The organism is Burkholderia sp. RF4-BP95 (assembly GCF_001521985.1).
GTDB lineage: Bacteria > Pseudomonadota > Gammaproteobacteria > Burkholderiales > Burkholderiaceae > Burkholderia > Burkholderia diffusa.
Genome location: NZ_LOSX01000011.1, coordinates 188,653 through 205,467 on the forward strand (window position 1 = coordinate 188,653; position 16,815 = coordinate 205,467).

The following is a 16,815-nucleotide window of genomic DNA, read 5'->3' on the forward strand; positions in this document are numbered from 1 at the left end:
ATGGGAAGGTCAAGGGGTGGCGATGCAATACGGCATCGTAGCGACGGCCGGCCCATTCTCGCCCGGCATGCCGCCCCGCGCAGGCGGCGGGCGGTTCCGGACAAGGGCCGGATCAATGGAACTCTGGGCCGACGACAGCCCCGCTACCGCTGCGCCCGATATTCGGCATATTGGGGGATGCCCTTAGGCGCTATGATACCGGCCTGACATCAGCGCCCGCCGAGCGAAGCGGCGATCGGGCATGCTGGGGTGCCTTGCTTTCGCCGATCGTGAGTCGAACAAGGCGTTGACTGACAAGAACGATATTCGGCCAGTACTCAATGATTGAAAACCTACGAGAATCAATTTCTCTGCGGCGCGCGGCAGGCGCGTCGCTGGCTCTGGCGGCGCTGCTGGCAGGATGCGCGTCGCAGCCGGACGCGATCCAGCGAAAAACCGGCTGGATGCGTGCCGAAGTGGCCGACTCCTATGTATACGCGTATCCGCTCGTGCTGATGGACGTCGCGAAGGAAGCCGCGACGGGCGGTGACAGCGCGCAGCCGGGCCAGGCGCCGCTCAACACGCTGCGCCACGCGCAGGCGCTGCCGCCCGTCGGCGCGCTCAACCCGCCGCTGCCGGGCGTCGACACGCTCGACTCGACCGGCTGGCTCGACGTCGGTGCCGAGCCGGTGATCGTGACGCTGCCGGATACCCGCGGCCGCTACTGGGATGCCCGCGCGCTCGACATGTGGACGAACGTGCTGTGGTCGTCGTCGAGCGTGGCGGCGCGTGGCGCTCGCGGCGCCGCGCGATCGCAAACGATTGCCTTCGCCGCGAAGGACTGGCAGGGCACGCTGCCGAAGGGCGCGTTGCGTATCGACGTGCCGTCGGCCAACGCGTGGCTCGAGGTGCGGCTGCAGACGAGCGGCGGGCGCGACCTCACGAACGTGAAGAAACTGCAGCGGGCGATCCGCGTGGTGCCGCTGTCCGTCTATACGGGCAGCACGCGCGGCGCGTCGGTCGCGGTCCATGCGGGCAGCGCGCCGTTGGAAGCGGCGAGCGGCGGCACGCCGGCCGAGCAGGTGGCCGCGCTCGATCCGAAGGCGTTCTTCACGCGCTTCGCGCGGGCGCTGCAGGACAATCCGGCACCGGCCGACGACGCGCACGCGAACGAATTGCTCGGCGACATCGGCGTGACGGCCGGTTACCCGGTGCTGTGGACGGGCGATCGCCTGAACGCCGCGACGGCCGGCGTCGCCGAGGCGCGCGCGCGGCTCGCGACACCGCCGTCGAACCTGCTGAACGCGAACGGCTGGAGCTGGATCGGCGACACGGCCGGCAAGTACGGCCAGGACTATGCGCTGCGCGCATACGCGGCCTACACGCAGTTCGGCACCGCGACGCGCGACGACGAGACGCTCGCGCTCGTGCGCGTCGATAGCGACGGCCACACACTGAACGGCGCGAACCGCTACGTGCTGCACTTCGCGCCGGGCGCGCTGCCGCCGGTGCGCGGGTTCTGGACGCTCACGCCGTACACGACGAACGGCGCGCTGCCCGACGTCGGCTCGGCGCGCCGCTCGCTTGGCGACCGCGACCGCTTGCGCCGCAATCACGACGGCTCGATCGACGTGGTCGTGTCGGCGTCGCCGGGCGGCACGCACGCGGCCAACTGGCTGCCGGCGCCGCGCGCCGACTTCGCGCTCGCGCTGCGACTCTACGCACCGAAGCCGCAGGCGAGCGACGGCTCGTGGATGCCGCCCGTCGTCGTCCGAAAGTGAACCGACGGGCGCCGCCGCTGTCCGACCCGCGGGCGCGGCGGCCTCGCCCGAGCGTCGTTCCGTCACCACCTGAGCCTATACTTTCGGGATAGCGTGCGCGGCCGTGCCGGTTTTCCGGCGCGGCCCGGCATCCATTCCCGAGGCATCCAAGCATGTCAAGCGCAGACAAAGAAACCGTACCCTCGACCTTCCACGCCCTCGGCAGCGTTGCACGCTCGCGCCGGACCCGACGTATCGGCCTCGGCGTGCTGATCTTCCTCGTTTTATTCGGACTGCTCGGATTCTTCGCGGCGCCGCCGCTGATCCGCCACATCGCCGAACAGCAACTGAGCCAGCAACTCGGCCGGCCGTCCACCGTCCAGCGCATCGCGCTGAACCCGTACACGCTGAACCTCGAAGCCGAGGGCGTACACGTCGGCGAGCGCGGCGGCCAGGGCGACTTCATCGACATCGGCAAGCTCGTCGTGCGGCCGTCGTGGTCGTCGCTGTTCCGCGGCGCGCCGATCGTCAACGAAGTGCGCGTCGACTCGCCGCGCTTCCATATCGTCCGCTACGACGCGCAACGCTTCAACTTCACCGACCTGATCGAGAAGTTCTCGACGCCGTCCAAACCCGAAAGCAAGCCGACCCATTTCTCGGTGTCGAACATTCAGGTCAACGACGGGCGGATCGACTTCGACGACCGCCTGCTGAACGAAAAGCACGTGGTCGACAACTGGACGCTCGGCATTCCGTTCATCGCGACGCTGCCGTCGAAGACCGACATCTTCGTGCAGCCGAAGCTGCGCGCGCGAATCGACGGCAGCCCGATCGCGATCGACGGCAAAACGAAGCCGTTCGCGCTGTCGCGCGAATCGGAAGTCGTGCTGAAGTTCGACCGGCTCGACGTGCCGAAGCTGATTTCCTACGCGCCGGCGAAGCTGCCGGTGATCGTCACCAGCGGCCTGCTGAGCAGCGACCTCACGCTGAACTTCGTGATGAGCGGCGCCACGCCGTCGCTGCGCGTGTCGGGCACCGTGGATCTCAACGACGCGAAGGTGACCGACCGCGCGTCCGCGCCGCTGTTCGCCGCGCGCGGCGTGCACGTCGCGGCCGCCGGCCTCGAGCCGCTGCGCAACGTGCTGCATTTCGACGAGATCCGGCTCGACCAGCCGGTCGTCGACCTGGCGCGCGACAAGCAGGGCGTGCTGAACGTCGAGAAGCTCGCCGGCACGCCGGCCGCCGCGCCGAAGGCCGACGCGGGCAAGCCTGCCGCGTCGGGCGCCGCCGCATCGACCGCCGCCGCCGCCAACGCCGCGAGCGGCGCGAAGGCCGAAGCCGCCGCGAAGGAAGCGCCGCCGCTCGACCTGACGATCCGTCATTTCGCGATCGACGGCGGCACGATCAACGTCGACGACCGCGTGCCCGCGACGCCGACCGCGCTGTCGCTGACGAAGCTCGCCGCGACGCTCGACGGCTTCACGCTGCAGGGCAAGACGCCCGCGAAATACACGCTGTCGACGTCGCTGTCGCGCGGCGGTGACGTGAAGGCCGAAGGCGCGTTCAGCCTGGCCGCGAAGCAGGCCGACACGAAGCTGACGGTCGACGCGCTCGCGTTGCCGGCGCTGCAGCCGTATCTCGGCGAGGCGACCCGCGCGCGCGTGCTCGACGGCACGCTCGGCGCGAGCGTCAACGCGAAGGCCGACTGGGGCAAGACGCCGCTCGACGCGCAGGTCGCCGACAGCACGGTGAGCCTGAAGTCGCTGAAGCTCGCGACGCCGGACGCGAAGGCGCCCGCGATCGTGCTGCCCGACGCGAGCGCGAAGATCGCGAAGGTCGACGTCGCCGCGCGCACCGCGGAAATCGCGAGCGTCGATGCGACAGGGCTCGCGCTCGACGTGAAGCGCCTGAAGGACGGCAAGATCGACCTGGCCGCGCTGGCCGAACCCGCGCAGGCGGCGGTGCCCAGGCGCACGGTCGCGCGCAAGGCCGAGGCGGCCGCGCCGTCGTGGCATTACCGGATCGACGCGCTGAACGTGAAGGAGTCGTCCGCGAACTTCACGGACCTGTCGACGCCGCGTCCGGTGAAGCTCGCGATCAAGCCGCTCGACCTGTCGGTGCAGAAGATCAGCGACGACATGACGAAGCCGCTGCCGGTGCAACTGAAGGCGACGCTGAACCGCAAGGGCTCGGTGAACGTGTCGGGCGACGTGACCGCGCAGCCGCTGAAGCTCGGCCTGAAGATCAACGGCAACCGCCTCGACGCGGCCGCGTTCGAGCCGTACTTCGGCAGCGCGCTGAACGCGACCATCGCGAGCGCGCTGCTCAACGCGCAGGGCAACCTGACGTTCGCGCAGGTGAAGGACACGCCGCGCGCGACCTATCGCGGCGATGTCGCGCTGGTCGACGTGCGGATGCTCGACAAGGCGACGTCCGACCCGTTCGCGGGCTGGCGCTCGCTCGCGCTGTCGAACCTGAAGGTGAACTACGACGAGAAGGGCACCGACGTCGACGCCGCGCGCGTGACGTTCTCGAACTTCTACGGCCGCGTGCTGCTCGATGCGCAGGGGCGGCTGAACCTGAAGGACGTCGTCGCGAAGGAGACGGGCCCCGCGCAATCGCTCACGCGCGACGCGAGCAAGGGCGAACCCGTGCCGCTGTCGCCGGGCGTGACGCCGCCGGCCGCCGCGCAGGCTGCATCGGCCGCGGCCGTGCAGCAGGCGTCCGCGCCGGCCGCCGCATCGGCGACGGTCGTCGTGAAGGCCGCGCCGCCGCCGCAGAATCCGGTGCGCATGCATTTCGGCCAGCTCCTGCTGCAGAACGGCCGCGTGACCTACACCGACAACTTCATCAAGCCGAACTACACGGCGAATCTGGTCGCGATCAAGGGGACGGTCGGCGCGTTCGGTACGGACTCGACGACGTCCGCGCCGGTCGACGTCGCCGCGAACCTCGCGGGCAACGGGCCGATCTCGATCAAGGGCTCGGTGAACCCGCTGATCGACAAGCCGGCGCTGGACCTCACGGCGACCGCGCACGACATCGAGCTGACCAACCTGACGCCGTATTCGGCGAAGTACGCCGGCTATCCGATCACGAAGGGCAAGCTCAACGTCGACCTGCACTACCAGCTCGCGAACGATCAGCTGCAGGCGAACAACCACATCTTCATCGACCAGCTCACGTTCGGCGATCACGTCGAGAACGACACGGCGACGAAGCTGCCCGTGAAGCTCGCGATCTCGCTCCTGAAGAACACGCGCGGCGAGATCGACGTGAACCTGCCGGTGTCGGGCTCGCTGTCGAATCCGGAGTTCAGCGTCGGCGGGCTGATCTGGCGCGCGGTGCTGAACCTGATCGCGAAGGCCGTCACGTCGCCGTTCACGCTGCTCGCGAACGCGTTCGGCGGCAGCGGCGGCGAGGATCTCGGCTACGTCGAGTTCGCGCCGGGCACGTACGCGCTGACCGACGCGCAGCAGAAGAAGCTCGACACCGTCGTGAAGATGCTGACCGAAAAGCCGTCGATCCGGCTGGACCTGATCGGCCGCGTCGATCCGGCGAAGGACACGCCGGGGCTGCGCGACGCGTACGTCGAGCGCCTGGTGCGTCAGCAAAAGCTGAAGGACGTGGTCGGCCAGGGCGAGAGCATCGACCCGATGTCGGTGAAGGTCGAACCGGCCGAGTACAGCAAGTACCTGACGCGTGCGTACAAGGCCGCCGACTTCAAGAAGCCGCGCAACCTGATCGGCTTGCAGAAGACGCTGCCCGATGCGGACATGAAGCAGGCGCTCGCCGATCACGCGCCGGCCGACGACAATGCGCTGCGCGCGCTCGCGCAGCGGCGCGCGGAGGCCGTGCGCCAATACCTCGACGGCAAGATCGATTCGAGCCGCATGTTCGTCGTGGCGCCGAAGCTCGATGCGAAGGGCATCGAGGACAAGGGCGCGACGACGCGCGTCGACTTCGGCCTGCAGTAAGCCGCGTCACGCCATCATCCGCCGCCGCCGCGCCCGACCGGCAATCGGGCGCGGCGGCGCGCCTTCCTGTCAGCGCTCGGCGATCGCCGGTTCGCGCTTGTCCAGTTCCTTCCTCGCGGCCAGCGGCAGGCGGGCGTCGTCCCACTGCGTCAGCCACTCGACTTCCTTCGCGGTGAACACCTGGCCGTAGTTGCGCAGCGCGTACTGCAGCGCGTCGACGACGTGATGGCGAATGATTTCGGGGGTACGTGCATCGTCCAGCACGAACCGGAGAGCTTCCAGGGTCGACATAGTCGTGCTCCGGGTCAGGGAAAACCCTTTATCACACGCCAATAGTCATGCGCCAAGCACGAAAAAAAATCGCGCGGCGGGCGATCGCGCGCACCCTGCACCGGCCCGGTGCGCGCGTCGCGGCGTGCGCCTGGGGCACCCTGCATTGCGACGGCGTCGTGTCATTTGCGATTGGTTACGTTTGACAGAAAACAGAAAGCCCCGCTTCATCGGAGCGCCGCACGATCCCGCCATATTTTGCGCGCCTGTTGGCAGGTCACGCAGTTCAACGTCAATCGATGAGGTGGGGTGATGATGTCTTTCCTTGGTAAGCAGCGGAAGGTGGCGGCGATGGTGGCGGGCGCGCTGGCGCTCGCAAGCGCGGGTGTCCACGCCGCGCAGCAGGACGGCAACGGTCAGGGCGACGCCGCCGGCCACGGCCGGCGCGTCGTGAAGCACGTGCTGCTGATCAGCGTCGACGGCCTGCACGAGCAGGACCTCGCGCGCTGCATCGGCGCGAACACGTGTCCGAACATCGCGGTGCTCGCGCAAACCGGCGTCACATACACGAACGCCTATACGCCGGGCCTGTCGGATTCGTTCCCGGGCCTCGCGGCGCTCGTGACGGGCGGCTCGCCGAAGACGGCCGGCCTGTTCTACGACGTGTCGTACGACCGCAATCTGTATGCACCGAGCGACACGACCTGCTCGGGCAAGCAGGGCTGGAACGTCGTGTTCGACGAGACGACCGGCATCGACGCCATCAACGGCGGCGCGCTCGTGCACCTCGACGGCGGCGGCGCGTTCAATCCGCAGGCGATCCCGCATGCGAAGGTCAATGGCCAGTGCGTGCCGGTCTATCCGCACAACTACGTGAAGACCAACACGGTGTTCGAGGCCGTCAAGGCCGGCGTGCCGAACGCATACACCGCATGGGCCGACAAGCACGCGTGGGGCTACGACTGGCTGAACGGCCCGTCGGGCACCGGCGTCGACGATCTGATGCGCACCGAGATCAACTCGATCGACCCGGCGACGAACACCGCCTACACCGACGTCTATTCGCACACCGCGCGCTTCGACAACCTGCACGTGCAGGCGCTGGTCAACCAGATCGACGGCCGCGACTCGACCGGCACGAAGAACGCGCCGGTGCCGACGCTGTTCGGCGCCAACTTCCAGACCCTCAGCGTCGCGCAGAAGGCGCCGGTTGCGAAGGGCGGCGGCTATCTCGACGCGAACTTCACGCCGAACGGCCAGGTCGCGAACGCGATCACGTACGTCGACAATTCGATCGGCCGCATCGTCAACGAGTTGAAGCAGCGCAACCTGTACACGTCGACGGCGGTGATCGTCACGGCGAAGCACGGCCAGTCGCCGACCGATCACACGAAGCTCGTGAAGAACGGCGACACGCTGACGAAACTGCTCGAAGCGAACAACTATCTCGACCCGAACGGCAACTTCGGCCAGAACAACACGACGACGGGCAACCTGAACGACGGTTCGGGCCTGGTCGGCACGGGCTTCGTGCAGACCGACGACGTCGGCCTGATCTGGCTGCGCGACCGCAGCCAGCGCACGGCCGTGGTGCAGACGCTGAAGGCGAACCTCGGCTGCAACGCGCCGGGGATCTGCGCCGACGGCTCGCAGGCATACATCCTGTACGGCGCGGCGCTGGCCGACCGGTTCGGCGATCCGGCGAACGGCCGCACGCCGGACATCGTCGTCCAGCCGAATCCGGGCGTGATCTACACGTCGAGCACGAAGAAGGACGAGGAGCACGGCGGCAACGCGCCGGACGACAGCCACCTCGGCCTGCTCGTGTCGTATCCGGGCCTCCACCGCGCGCGCACCGTGAGCGATCTCGTCGGCACGAAGCAGGTCGCGCCGACGATCCTCGGGCTGCTCGGCGCCGAACCGAAGCTGCTGCACGCGGTCGTGGCCGAGAACACGCACGTGCTGCCGGGGCTCGGTATCGACCACTGACGCAACGTGACGGACGGCACGGCGACGCGCCGTCCACGCGTGCCCGGCCCTGTCGGGCACGCTCATCGGTCCGCGCATTCGTCGAGCATCCATTCCCTGAAGCGCCGCAGCGCGGCGCTCGTCTCGAGGCGCTCCGGCGCGTAGCACAGGTAGTGCCCCTGCGCGTCGACGTCGACGGGCGCGTCGAACGGTTCGACGAGCGCGCCGCTCGCGAGCGTGTCGACGATCAGGAAGCGCGGCACGAGCGCGAGCCCGAGCCCGGCTTGCGCGGCCTGGATCAGCACCGAATACTGTTCGAAGCGCGGCCCCGCGAGCGCGTTCATCCGGGCGACGCGATGGCGCTCCACCCAGAGCGACCACGCGATTTCCGCCTGCTCGTGCACGAGCCGCGGCGCGGCGGCCGTGTCGGCGGGCGTGCGCAGCGCATGCCGCGTCGCGAATTCGCCGGAACAGACCGGCACGAACGTGCGGCCGTCCAGGTAATCGCACCGGACGCCTTCCCATGCGCCGTCCCCATAGCGGATCGCCGCGTCGAGTCCGAACGGAAACATGTCGCCGTGCGCGAGATGGCGGCGAAAACTCAGCGTGACCGCCGGCGCGACGGCCAGAAAGCGCGCGAGACGCGGCACCAGCCACTTCGTCGTGAAGGTCGGCACGCTGGCGATCGTCAGCAGGTCGCTGTCCTCGCGCGCGCTCAGCAATTCGATCGATGCGTTGCCGATCTCGCGCAGCGGGCCGATCACGCGCGCGTGATAAACCTGCCCGGCCCGCGTGAGCGCGAGATTGCGCCCCTCGCGCACGAACAGCTTCACGCCGAACAGCGCCTCGAGATTCGCGATCTGCCGGCTGACCGCGCTCGGCGTCAGGCCAAGCTCGCGCGCCGCATACGAGAAGTTCAGGTACTTCACGGAACTCGCGAACGCGTGCAGCTCCGCGACGTTGGGAAACAGGTGCTTCACGGCGAACTATTCCTTGCGCGCACAGATCGATGCGGGCGTTGTACGTTTTTTTCATGACGATGCCATGTCGGATCCGCACACTGCGTCCGTCACGACAACGCGTGCCGGCCCGGCCCGGCGGGCGTTGCGTGACCCGTTCCGTGTCCGTCAGCGAGATTCGCCATGCATTCGCCATCCGCTCCGGCCCTTGCCGAAGCTATTCCGATTCGTCGTAACAAACGGCCGCGCGCGATGGCGGGACGCCTGCTGCTGCGGGCGTTCGTCGCGGCGTTCGGGCTGTATCTCGCGCTGCCGATCGTGCTGCTGCTGATCGGCTCGGTCGGCCAGTCGTGGACGAACACGCTGCTGCCGACCGGCATCACGTCGCACTGGTTCGCTGATCTGGCCGCGAATCGCAGCTTCACCCGCGCATTCGGCACGAGCCTCGTGGTCGCGCTCGCCTGCTGCGCGATCAATGCCGTGCTGGCGCTGCCGCTCGCCTATGCGCTGCATCACCGCGCACTGGCCGGCCGCGGCTTCGCGGCGCGCATCGTGATGCTGATGCCGATCGCGGTGCCGGCGCTGACGCTCGGGTTCGGCTACATCGCGATCTTCAGCGGCGATGCGCTGCCGTGGCTCGGCACGCTGCCGCTGATGATCGCCGCGCACGCCGTGCTGACGCTGCCGTACCTGTTGCAGACGCTGCTGAGCGACCTGCGGCACCTGGGCCTCGCGCATCTCGAGGCATGTGCGGCGACGCTCGGCGCGACGCCGCTGCGCCAGTTCGTCACGATCGTGCTGCCGAACCTGCGGCACAGCCTGTTCTCCGGCCTCGTGATGGTCGCCGCGCTGTCGATCGGCGAATTCCAGATCTCGAACCTCATCGCCGGCTTCCGTTACCGCAACTATCCGATCGTGCTGCTGCAGGCGTTCTACGGCGCGTCCGGGATGGCCTGCGCGGCGACCGTCGTGCTGCTCGTCCTCGCCGTGCTCGCGACGCTCGCCTCCGTCTTCACCGTGCAACGCCTGAAGTGAAACCGTCATGAGTCTCGATTTCGAAAACGTCAGCTTCCAGTATCCGGGCGCCCGTCACGGCGTCGACGCGGTCACGCTGTCCGCGGCCCAGGGCGAACTGCTCGCCGTGATGGGCCGCAGCGGCTCCGGCAAATCGACGCTGCTGCGCCTCGCCGCCGGCCTGCTCGACGGCTACCGCGGCCGTATCGCGATCGGCGGCCGCGACATGGCCGGCGTGCCGGTGTGGCAGCGCGAGGTCGGGATGGTGTTTCAGCACTACGCGCTGTTTCCGAACCTGTCGGTCGTCGACAACGTCGCCTATGGCCTGAAGATGCGCGGCATGGCCGCGGCGCCGCGCCGCCGCCGCGCGCTCGAGATGCTCGAACGTGTCGGCCTCGCCGCGCAGGCCGGGCGCGGCACGGCGCTGCTGTCCGGGGGGCAGCAGCAGCGCGTCGCGCTGGCCCGCGCGCTCGTGATCGAACCGAAGCTGCTGCTGCTCGACGAGCCGCTCGCGGCGCTCGACGCCGGCATTCGCCACCAGCTGCGCGACGAGATCCGCGCGCTGCAGCGCGCATGCGGCGCGACGACGCTGCTCGTCACGCACGACCAGGACGAAGCGCTCAGCATGGCCGACCGCGTGGCGATCGTCGACGGCGGACGCATGCTGCAGGCCGGCACCCCGCGCGACCTGTACGAGCGTCCGGCGACCGCGCAGGTCGCGCGTTTCGTCGGCCATTCGACGCTGCTGCGCGGCCGTGTGCTCGCACATGGCGCGGTCGACGTGCGGTTCACGACGCTGTGCGCGGATACGGGTGCGCACCGGCCGGGCGACCCGGTCGAGGTGCTGATCCGTCCGGAACACCTGCAGCCCGATCCCCCCGTGTATGTCGCGAACCGCATCGATGGCCGGGTCGGCGAGGTGCGCTACTTCGGCGCGACACAGCGCTTCGATTTCGTGCCCGTCGGCGCGACCGACGCACTGCTCGGCGAAGGGCGCGAACTGCCCGCGCGCTGCGTGTCGATCGAGCCGCGCCATTTGCTCGTGCTGCCCGCCGCGTGAGCGCGGGCGACCTATTCATTCAACGGAGAATCACGATGTCCGCACGCCGCCACATTCTTCATGCGACGCGCCGCCGCCTGCTGGCGCTCTGCGCGTTCGCGACCCTCGCGCCGGCGCTGGCCCATGCCGCGCCGCTGTATCCGGGCGAGGATGCGCTGTACGAGAAGGCCGCCGACGAAGGGCTCGTCGTGTCGTTCGACACGGGCCCGGAGTGGGCGAACTGGAAGTCGCTGTTCGCCGAATTCCGCAAGCGTTACCCGAAGGTCGAGATCACGTACAACGACATCGGATCGGCGGCCACGGTCGTCGCGCTCGACAAGTCGCGACGTCGCCCGCAGGCCGACACGGCCTACTACTTCGCGGCGTCGGCGCTCGATGCGACGTCCAAGGACGTCGTCGCGCCGTTCAAGCCGGTCAATTTCGACAAGCTGCCCGCGGTGTTCCGCGCGGCCGACGGCCGCTGGTTCGCGGTGCACTCGCTGAACATCGCGTTGCTCGTCAACAAGAAGCTCGTGAAGAACGTGCCGCAGCGCTGGTCCGACCTGCTGAAACCCGAATATCGCAATGCGGTCGTCTATCTCGACCCGCGCTCGACCGGGCAGGGGCAGGTCGCCGTGTTCGCCGCTGCGTATGCGAACGGCGGCAGCGTCGACAACCCGAAGCCGGGCGCGGAGTTCTTCGGCAAGCTGAAGCAGGCGGGCAACGTGCTGCGCGTCGAGGGGACGACGCCGTACGCGAAATTCGTCAAGGGCGAGATTCCGATCCTGATCGGCTACGAGAACGACGGGCTCAAGGCCAAGTACACGGACGGCATGGGCGATGCGGCCGAAGTCGTGATTCCGCAGGACGGCAGCGTATCGGCGCCGTATGCGATGAGTCTCGTGAAGAACGGACCGAATCCGGCCGCCGCGCAGTTGTGGCTCAACCTCGTGATGAGCGACGTCGGGCAGGGGCTGTTCGCGCAGGGCTACGTGCGCCCGGCCGTGCCCGGCACGCCGGTCGCGCAGGACGTCGCGGCGAAGCTGCCGAACGCGCCGCAGGTGCGTCCGCTCGACGTCGCGAAGGCCGCGACGCACAAGGCCGAAGTCGACCAGCTCTGGTCGCAGGCCACGCTCGGCAAGTAAGGGGCGCGCGATGCGGGTTTCGTCCATGCGGGATGGCGTGCTGCGCCGCTACGGCGCGGCGCCGGCGGCCGCGCTGTTCGCGGTGTGCTTCGTGCTGCCGCTCGGCGCGCTCGTCGGCGCCGCGTTCGACGGCGGCGGCCGCGCGTTCGCCGCGGTGTTCGGCGATCCGCTCGTCGCCGACGCGATCGTGCATTCGCTGGCGCTCGCGATCGGCGCCGGCACGCTGTCCGTCGCCGTCGGCGTGCCGGTCGCGTTCGTGCTGGCCGGGCAGTCGCCGGCGCGGCGCCGCTGGTCGCTGGCGCTGCTCGGCGTGCCGCTCGCCTTCTCCGGCCTCGTGATCGCGTACGGCTTCATCCTCGTGTTCGGCCGCGCCGGTTTCGTCACGATGCTGCTGGCGTCGCTCGGCGCGGACCCGACCGTGGTCGGCGGCGCGATCTACTCGATGCCGGGGCTCGCGTTCGCCTATGCGTATTACCTGATCCCGCGCGTCGCGCTGATGCTCTACCCGGCGCTCGCGAATCTCGACCGGCGGCCGCTCGAGGCGGCGCTGACGCTCGGCGCGCGGCCGTGGCGCGCGTGGTTCGACGTCGCGTGGCGCGAGTTGTGGCCGTCGATTGCGTCCGCGTGGTGCCTCGTGGCTGCGATCGCGCTCGGCACGTACGGCACGGCGCTCGCGCTGGCCGGCACGCAGGTCAACATCCTGCCGCTGCTGATGTATCTGAAGCTGTCCGACGGACAGACCGATTTCTCGCAGGCCGCCGTGCTGTCGATCGTGCTGACGGCGCTTTGCACCTGCGTTCTTGCACTGGGGGAAGGACTTGCACGGCAACGACGTCATTGAATGGTCGAACGACGCGCGCGACGCGCTGGCGCAACTCGCGCAGCGACAGCGCGGCGCGCAACGGCATCGGATGCCGGTCGGCGTGATCGGGCCGCGCGACGCGACGCACGCGCAGCTCGCCGTCGCCGAGCGGATCGCGCACGGGATCGCGGCGACGGGCCTCGCGATCGTCGGCGGCGGCAAGCAGGGCGTGATGGAGGCCGCGGCGCGCGGCGCGCGGGCCGCGGGCGGATGCGCGATCGGGCTGCTGCCCGAGGATGACGCGCGGGACGCGAATCCGTATCTGACCGTCGCGCTGCCGACCGGGCTCGGCATCACGCGCAATGCGCTGATCGCGCGTGCGTCCGTGTGCCTGATCGCGGTCGGCGGCGGGCTCGGCACGCTGTCGGAAATCGCGCTGGGGCTGCAATGGGGCAAGCCGGTGTTCGGGATCTGCGACGCGCCGCAGGTGGCGGGCGTCGAGCGTTTCGACGAAGCAGACCCGCTCGTCGCGCGTGTTGCGCGATGGCTGTCCGCCTCCGCGTAGCGCGACTTGAAATGGGGCGCATGACGCGCCATATTGGCCGCGTACGGTGTTCGTCAACGATGTGAAAAGGAAATCCGATGCGTCTGCTGCTTGCCCTCTTGCTGCCGTGGTTCCAGTTCTTCACGATCGGCCGCCCGATCGCCGGCGTCATCTGCCTGATCCTGCAGCTCACGATCATCGGCTGGCTGCCGGCCGCGATCTGGTCGGTGTATGCGCTGAGCCAGTACAAGACCGATCGCAAGATCGAGGCGGCGCTGCGCGAGCGGGGGTAGGGGAGAGGCGCGCGGCGCCGGCGAGGTCGGCGAATCGGAAAAACCGGCCGGCGATATGAAAACGGCCGCCCCGATCGTCGTTCGATCGAAGCGGCCGCGCGGCCTACTTCACCGCAAACAGCGTCAGGTTCATGAAGATCTTGAACGCATAGCCGAGCGTGACGGCACCGAGCACGCCGCCCGCCCACAGCACGACGAACCACATCCAGCCGCGCATCCGCGGCCGCGGCGCGTCGGGCTGGCGAGCGGCGGAATCAGTGGTGGTAGTAATGCTGGTCTTCATGGCGCACCTTGCCTCGGAATACCCAGTAACCCATCGTCGTGTAGGCGATGATGATCGGGAGGATAACCGCTGCGCCGACGAGCGTGAAGGTCTGGCTCGAACGCGGTGCCGCGGCTTCCCAGATCGTCATCGTCTGCGGAATCGCATACGGGAACATCGTGACGAGCAGGCCGACGTAGCCGAGCAGCACGAGCGCCAGCGCCAGCACGAACGGCGTCATGTCGTGCCGGTCGCGCACCGCGCGACGCATCCACACCGCGCACCCGGCGACCAGGAACGGCACCGGCAGCAGGCGCCAGAACAGCCCCGAATCGAACCAGCGCTGCGCGATGGCCGGGTCCTGCAGCGGCGTCCACAGGCTGACGACCGCGATGAAGCCGAGCAGCACGACCGTCAGCGGCCACACGACGCGATGGAGGCGCCGCTGCAGGTCGCCTTCCGTCTTCGCGACGAGCCAGCAGCAGCCGAGCAGCGCATAGGTCACAAGCAGGCCGAGGCCGGTCAGCAGGCTGAACGGCGTGAGCCAGTCGAACGCGCCGCCCGCGAACACGCCGTCCTTCACGTCGATGCCCTGCAGGAACGCGCCGAGCGCGATCCCCTGGAACAGCGTCGCGCCGGCCGAGCCGCCGATGAACGCGAGGTCCCACAGCTGCTTCGTGCGCCGCGCCTTCGCGCGGATCTCGAACGATACGCCGCGGAAGATCAGGCACACCAGCATGAAGATCAGCGGCAGGTACAGCGCCGACAGCACCGTCGAATAGACGATCGGGAACACCGCGAACAGCCCGGCGCCGCCGAGCACGAGCCACGTCTCGTTGCCGTCCCACACGGGCGCGACGGTGTTCATCATCAGGTCGCGTTCCTTCTCGTCCGGGAAGAACGGGAAGACGATGCCGATGCCGAGGTCGAAGCCGTCGAGCACGACGTACATGAAGAGCCCCAATGCGATGATCGCGGCCCAGATTACGGTGACGTCCATAGGTTTTCTCGTTTGCGAATATGAAGGGGCTCAGACGGTCTCGATCAGCTCGTCGACGGCCGACATCGGGCGGCGCGCGGTATGGTCGGGGCGCGTGTCGGGCTCGCCGTGCTGTGCGTCGTGCCCGACGTCGGGCAGCGCGGGGCCGGCCTTCATCAGCTTCAGCATGTAGTACACGCCGGTGCCGAACACGAGGAAATACACGATCACGAACGTCATCATCGACAGGCTGACCTGCTGCACCGACAGCGGCGACACGGCCTGCGCGGTGCGCATCACGCCATAGACGACCCACGGCTGGCGGCCCGCTTCGGTCGTCACCCAGCCCGCGAGCAGCGACACGAAGCCGGTCGGGCCCATCACGAGCGCGAAGCGCTGGAACCACTTCGATTCATACAGGCCGCCGCGGCGGCGCAGCAGCCATGCGAGCGCGGCGAGACCGATCATCGCGAAGCCGAGGCCGACCATGATCCGGAAGCTCCAGAACACGACCGTCGAATTCGGGCGGTCTTCGGGCGGGAAGTCCTTGAGCCCGCGGATCTCACCGTCCCAGCTGTGCGTGAGGATCAGGCTGCCGAGGTGCGGCACCTTCACCGCGTAGCGGGTCGTTTCGGCCTTCATGTCCGGAATGCCGAACAGGTTGAGCGCCGTGCCGCCCTTTTCGGTCTCCCACAGCCCTTCGATCGCGGCGATCTTCGCCGGCTGGTGCTTCAGCGTGTTGATGCCGTGCTGGTCGCCGATCACGGCCTGCAGCGGCGCGAGTACCAGCAGCAGCCACAGCGCCATCGAGAACATCTTCTTCACGCCCTTGTCGCGGCGGCCCTTCAGCAGGTGCCATGCACCCGTCGCGGCCACGACCAGCGCGGCGACGATGAACGCGGCGATCGCCATGTGGAACAGGCGGTACGGGAACGACGGGTTGAAGATGATCGCGAACCAGTCGGTCGGCACGACGCGGCCGTCGACGATCTCGAACCCCTGCGGCGTCTGCATCCAGCTGTTCGACGCGAGGATCCAGAACGTCGAGATCAGCGTGCCGATCGCGACCATCAGCGTCGCGCCGAAGTGCGCGCGCGGGCTGACGCGATTCCAGCCGAACAGCATGATGCCGAGGAAGCCGGCTTCGAGGAAGAACGCGGTCATCACCTCGTACATCAGCAGCGGCCCGGTGACGGCGCCGGCGAAGCTCGAAAAGCCCGACCAGTTCGTGCCGAACTGATAGCTCATCACCACGCCGGAGACGACGCCCATCCCGAACGCGACGGCGAAGATCTTCGACCAGAACAGGCAGAGGGTTTTGTAATACTGCTTGCCGGTCTTCAGCCAGCGATATTCGAGCACGGCGATGAAGCTGGCGAGGCCGATGCTCAGCGCCGGGAAGACGATGTGAAAGGAGACGGTGAACGCGAATTGCAGGCGGGCCAGATCGAGGGCCGAAAAAGCGGTGTCCATACCAGTTGACCGAAGCTGACGATACCCGCCGGCGGGGTGCCGGCGGACCCCGGCCGACGGGGCATCGGGGTTGGCTGGAGTATGTGCCGCGATGTTGCGCCGCGAAATGCGCCAACTCGTCGCAGATGTCCAGCCCTTCACGGGCGGTTTCGGGATAAATCGTTGATTCGTATCAAGATCGCGACGCGCGCCGCAGGCGCCGGCAGCGTGGCGGTCTGCCGCATGTGCGGCAATATGGCGCGTCGCATCACGGGAACGACGCGCCGGCGCGGAGTGTGTGCGCCGTGCCGGTCGTGCCCGGATCGGGCGGTGCGATGCATCGGCAAGCGCTGCGCGAATTGCGTACACTCT

At 68.6% G+C, this 16,815-nt stretch carries 14 protein-coding genes; 9 read left to right on the forward strand and 5 right to left on the reverse strand.

The window, feature by feature from the left end; translation table 11 throughout:
- The first annotated feature begins 320 nt into the window (after positions 1-320).
- Both WS46_RS03430 and WS46_RS03435 read left to right on the forward strand, forming a co-directional pair.
- A complete protein-coding gene (locus tag WS46_RS03430) occupies positions 321-1,760 on the forward strand; it encodes a DUF1254 domain-containing protein (protein WP_059528740.1) in 1,440 nt (479 codons plus the stop codon).
- Positions 1,761-1,912: 152 nt separating this feature from the next.
- The gene (locus WS46_RS03435) at positions 1,913-5,716 is read left to right on the forward strand and encodes a DUF748 domain-containing protein (protein WP_059689293.1); all 3,804 of its coding nucleotides are present in this window, start codon (positions 1,913-1,915) and stop codon (positions 5,714-5,716) included.
- 69 nt (positions 5,717-5,785) lie between these two features.
- Here the strand turns inward: WS46_RS03435 and WS46_RS03440 are convergent, their stop codons facing one another.
- A complete protein-coding gene (locus WS46_RS03440; RefSeq protein WP_059448952.1) occupies positions 5,786-6,007 on the reverse strand; it encodes a hypothetical protein in 222 nt (73 codons plus the stop codon).
- 291 nt (positions 6,008-6,298) lie between these two features.
- On the opposite strand from WS46_RS03440, the gene WS46_RS03445 reads away from it, so the two are divergent.
- Entirely contained in the window at positions 6,299-7,975 is a 1,677-nt protein-coding gene (locus WS46_RS03445; protein WP_059689294.1) for an alkaline phosphatase family protein, read from the forward strand.
- A 62-nt stretch (positions 7,976-8,037) separates the two neighbouring features.
- Here WS46_RS03445 and WS46_RS03450 read toward each other — a convergent pair whose 3' ends face one another.
- Entirely contained in the window at positions 8,038-8,934 is an 897-nt protein-coding gene (locus WS46_RS03450; protein WP_059689295.1) for a LysR substrate-binding domain-containing protein, read from the reverse strand.
- 162 nt (positions 8,935-9,096) lie between these two features.
- Here WS46_RS03450 and WS46_RS03455 point away from each other — a divergent pair, with 162 nt between their 5' ends.
- From WS46_RS03455 to WS46_RS03480, 6 genes are all read left to right on the forward strand, one after another.
- Entirely contained in the window at positions 9,097-9,948 is an 852-nt protein-coding gene (locus tag WS46_RS03455) for an ABC transporter permease (RefSeq protein WP_059689296.1), read from the forward strand.
- A 7-nt stretch (positions 9,949-9,955) separates the two neighbouring features.
- On the forward strand, positions 9,956-10,987 hold the full coding sequence (locus WS46_RS03460) for an ABC transporter ATP-binding protein (protein ID WP_059689297.1): 1,032 nt from the start codon (positions 9,956-9,958) through the stop codon (positions 10,985-10,987).
- Between the two features lie 35 nt (positions 10,988-11,022).
- Positions 11,023-12,111, forward strand: a complete 1,089-nt coding sequence (locus WS46_RS03465; RefSeq protein ID WP_059689298.1) for an extracellular solute-binding protein — start codon at positions 11,023-11,025, stop codon at positions 12,109-12,111.
- A gap of 10 nt (positions 12,112-12,121) precedes the next feature.
- The gene (locus tag WS46_RS03470) at positions 12,122-12,952 is read left to right on the forward strand and encodes an ABC transporter permease (RefSeq protein ID WP_059689299.1); all 831 of its coding nucleotides are present in this window, start codon (positions 12,122-12,124) and stop codon (positions 12,950-12,952) included.
- Positions 12,930-13,478: a TIGR00725 family protein gene (locus WS46_RS03475; protein ID WP_059689300.1), complete on the forward strand. Its 549-nt coding sequence runs from the start codon at positions 12,930-12,932 to the stop codon at positions 13,476-13,478. Before WS46_RS03470 ends, WS46_RS03475 begins: the two co-directional genes overlap by 23 nt.
- A gap of 77 nt (positions 13,479-13,555) precedes the next feature.
- Positions 13,556-13,750, forward strand: a complete 195-nt coding sequence (locus WS46_RS03480) for a YqaE/Pmp3 family membrane protein (protein ID WP_059528716.1) — start codon at positions 13,556-13,558, stop codon at positions 13,748-13,750.
- A gap of 103 nt (positions 13,751-13,853) precedes the next feature.
- Here the strand turns inward: WS46_RS03480 and WS46_RS03485 are convergent, their stop codons facing one another.
- The 3 genes from WS46_RS03485 to WS46_RS03495 are packed head-to-tail and all read right to left on the reverse strand — an operon-like array spanning position 13,854 to position 16,464.
- Complete coding sequence (locus WS46_RS03485; RefSeq protein WP_059598950.1) at positions 13,854-14,033, reverse strand: hypothetical protein; 180 nt, start codon at positions 14,031-14,033, stop codon at positions 13,854-13,856.
- Positions 14,005-15,012 carry a cytochrome d ubiquinol oxidase subunit II gene (gene cydB, locus WS46_RS03490; RefSeq protein WP_059528706.1) on the reverse strand — a complete coding sequence of 336 codons (1,008 nt, stop codon included), beginning with the start codon at positions 15,010-15,012 and terminating at the stop codon, positions 14,005-14,007. Before cydB ends, WS46_RS03485 begins: the two co-directional genes overlap by 29 nt.
- Before the next feature lie 30 nt (positions 15,013-15,042).
- Complete coding sequence (locus WS46_RS03495) at positions 15,043-16,464, reverse strand: cytochrome ubiquinol oxidase subunit I (RefSeq protein WP_059689301.1); 1,422 nt, start codon at positions 16,462-16,464, stop codon at positions 15,043-15,045.
- Between the last annotated feature and the right edge of the window lie 351 nt (positions 16,465-16,815).

What these genes read in the sequence shown, in the direction of transcription:
- WS46_RS03430 (WP_059528740.1), top strand. Translation starts at nt 321, where the DNA reads ATGATTGAAAACCTACGAGAATCAATTTCTCTGCGGCGCGCGGCAGGC.
- WS46_RS03435 (WP_059689293.1), top strand. Translation starts at nt 1,913, where the DNA reads ATGTCAAGCGCAGACAAAGAAACCGTACCCTCGACCTTCCACGCCCTC.
- WS46_RS03440 (WP_059448952.1), bottom strand. Translation starts at nt 6,007, where the DNA reads ATGTCGACCCTGGAAGCTCTCCGGTTCGTGCTGGACGATGCACGTACC.
- WS46_RS03445 (WP_059689294.1), top strand. Translation starts at nt 6,299, where the DNA reads ATGATGTCTTTCCTTGGTAAGCAGCGGAAGGTGGCGGCGATGGTGGCG.
- WS46_RS03455 (WP_059689296.1), top strand. Translation starts at nt 9,097, where the DNA reads ATGCATTCGCCATCCGCTCCGGCCCTTGCCGAAGCTATTCCGATTCGT.
- WS46_RS03460 (WP_059689297.1), top strand. Translation starts at nt 9,956, where the DNA reads ATGAGTCTCGATTTCGAAAACGTCAGCTTCCAGTATCCGGGCGCCCGT.
- WS46_RS03465 (WP_059689298.1), top strand. Translation starts at nt 11,023, where the DNA reads ATGTCCGCACGCCGCCACATTCTTCATGCGACGCGCCGCCGCCTGCTG.
- WS46_RS03470 (WP_059689299.1), top strand. Translation starts at nt 12,122, where the DNA reads ATGCGGGTTTCGTCCATGCGGGATGGCGTGCTGCGCCGCTACGGCGCG.
- WS46_RS03480 (WP_059528716.1), top strand. Translation starts at nt 13,556, where the DNA reads ATGCGTCTGCTGCTTGCCCTCTTGCTGCCGTGGTTCCAGTTCTTCACG.
- WS46_RS03485 (WP_059598950.1), bottom strand. Translation starts at nt 14,033, where the DNA reads ATGAAGACCAGCATTACTACCACCACTGATTCCGCCGCTCGCCAGCCC.
- cydB (WP_059528706.1), bottom strand. Translation starts at nt 15,012, where the DNA reads ATGGACGTCACCGTAATCTGGGCCGCGATCATCGCATTGGGGCTCTTC.
- WS46_RS03495 (WP_059689301.1), bottom strand. Translation starts at nt 16,464, where the DNA reads ATGGACACCGCTTTTTCGGCCCTCGATCTGGCCCGCCTGCAATTCGCG.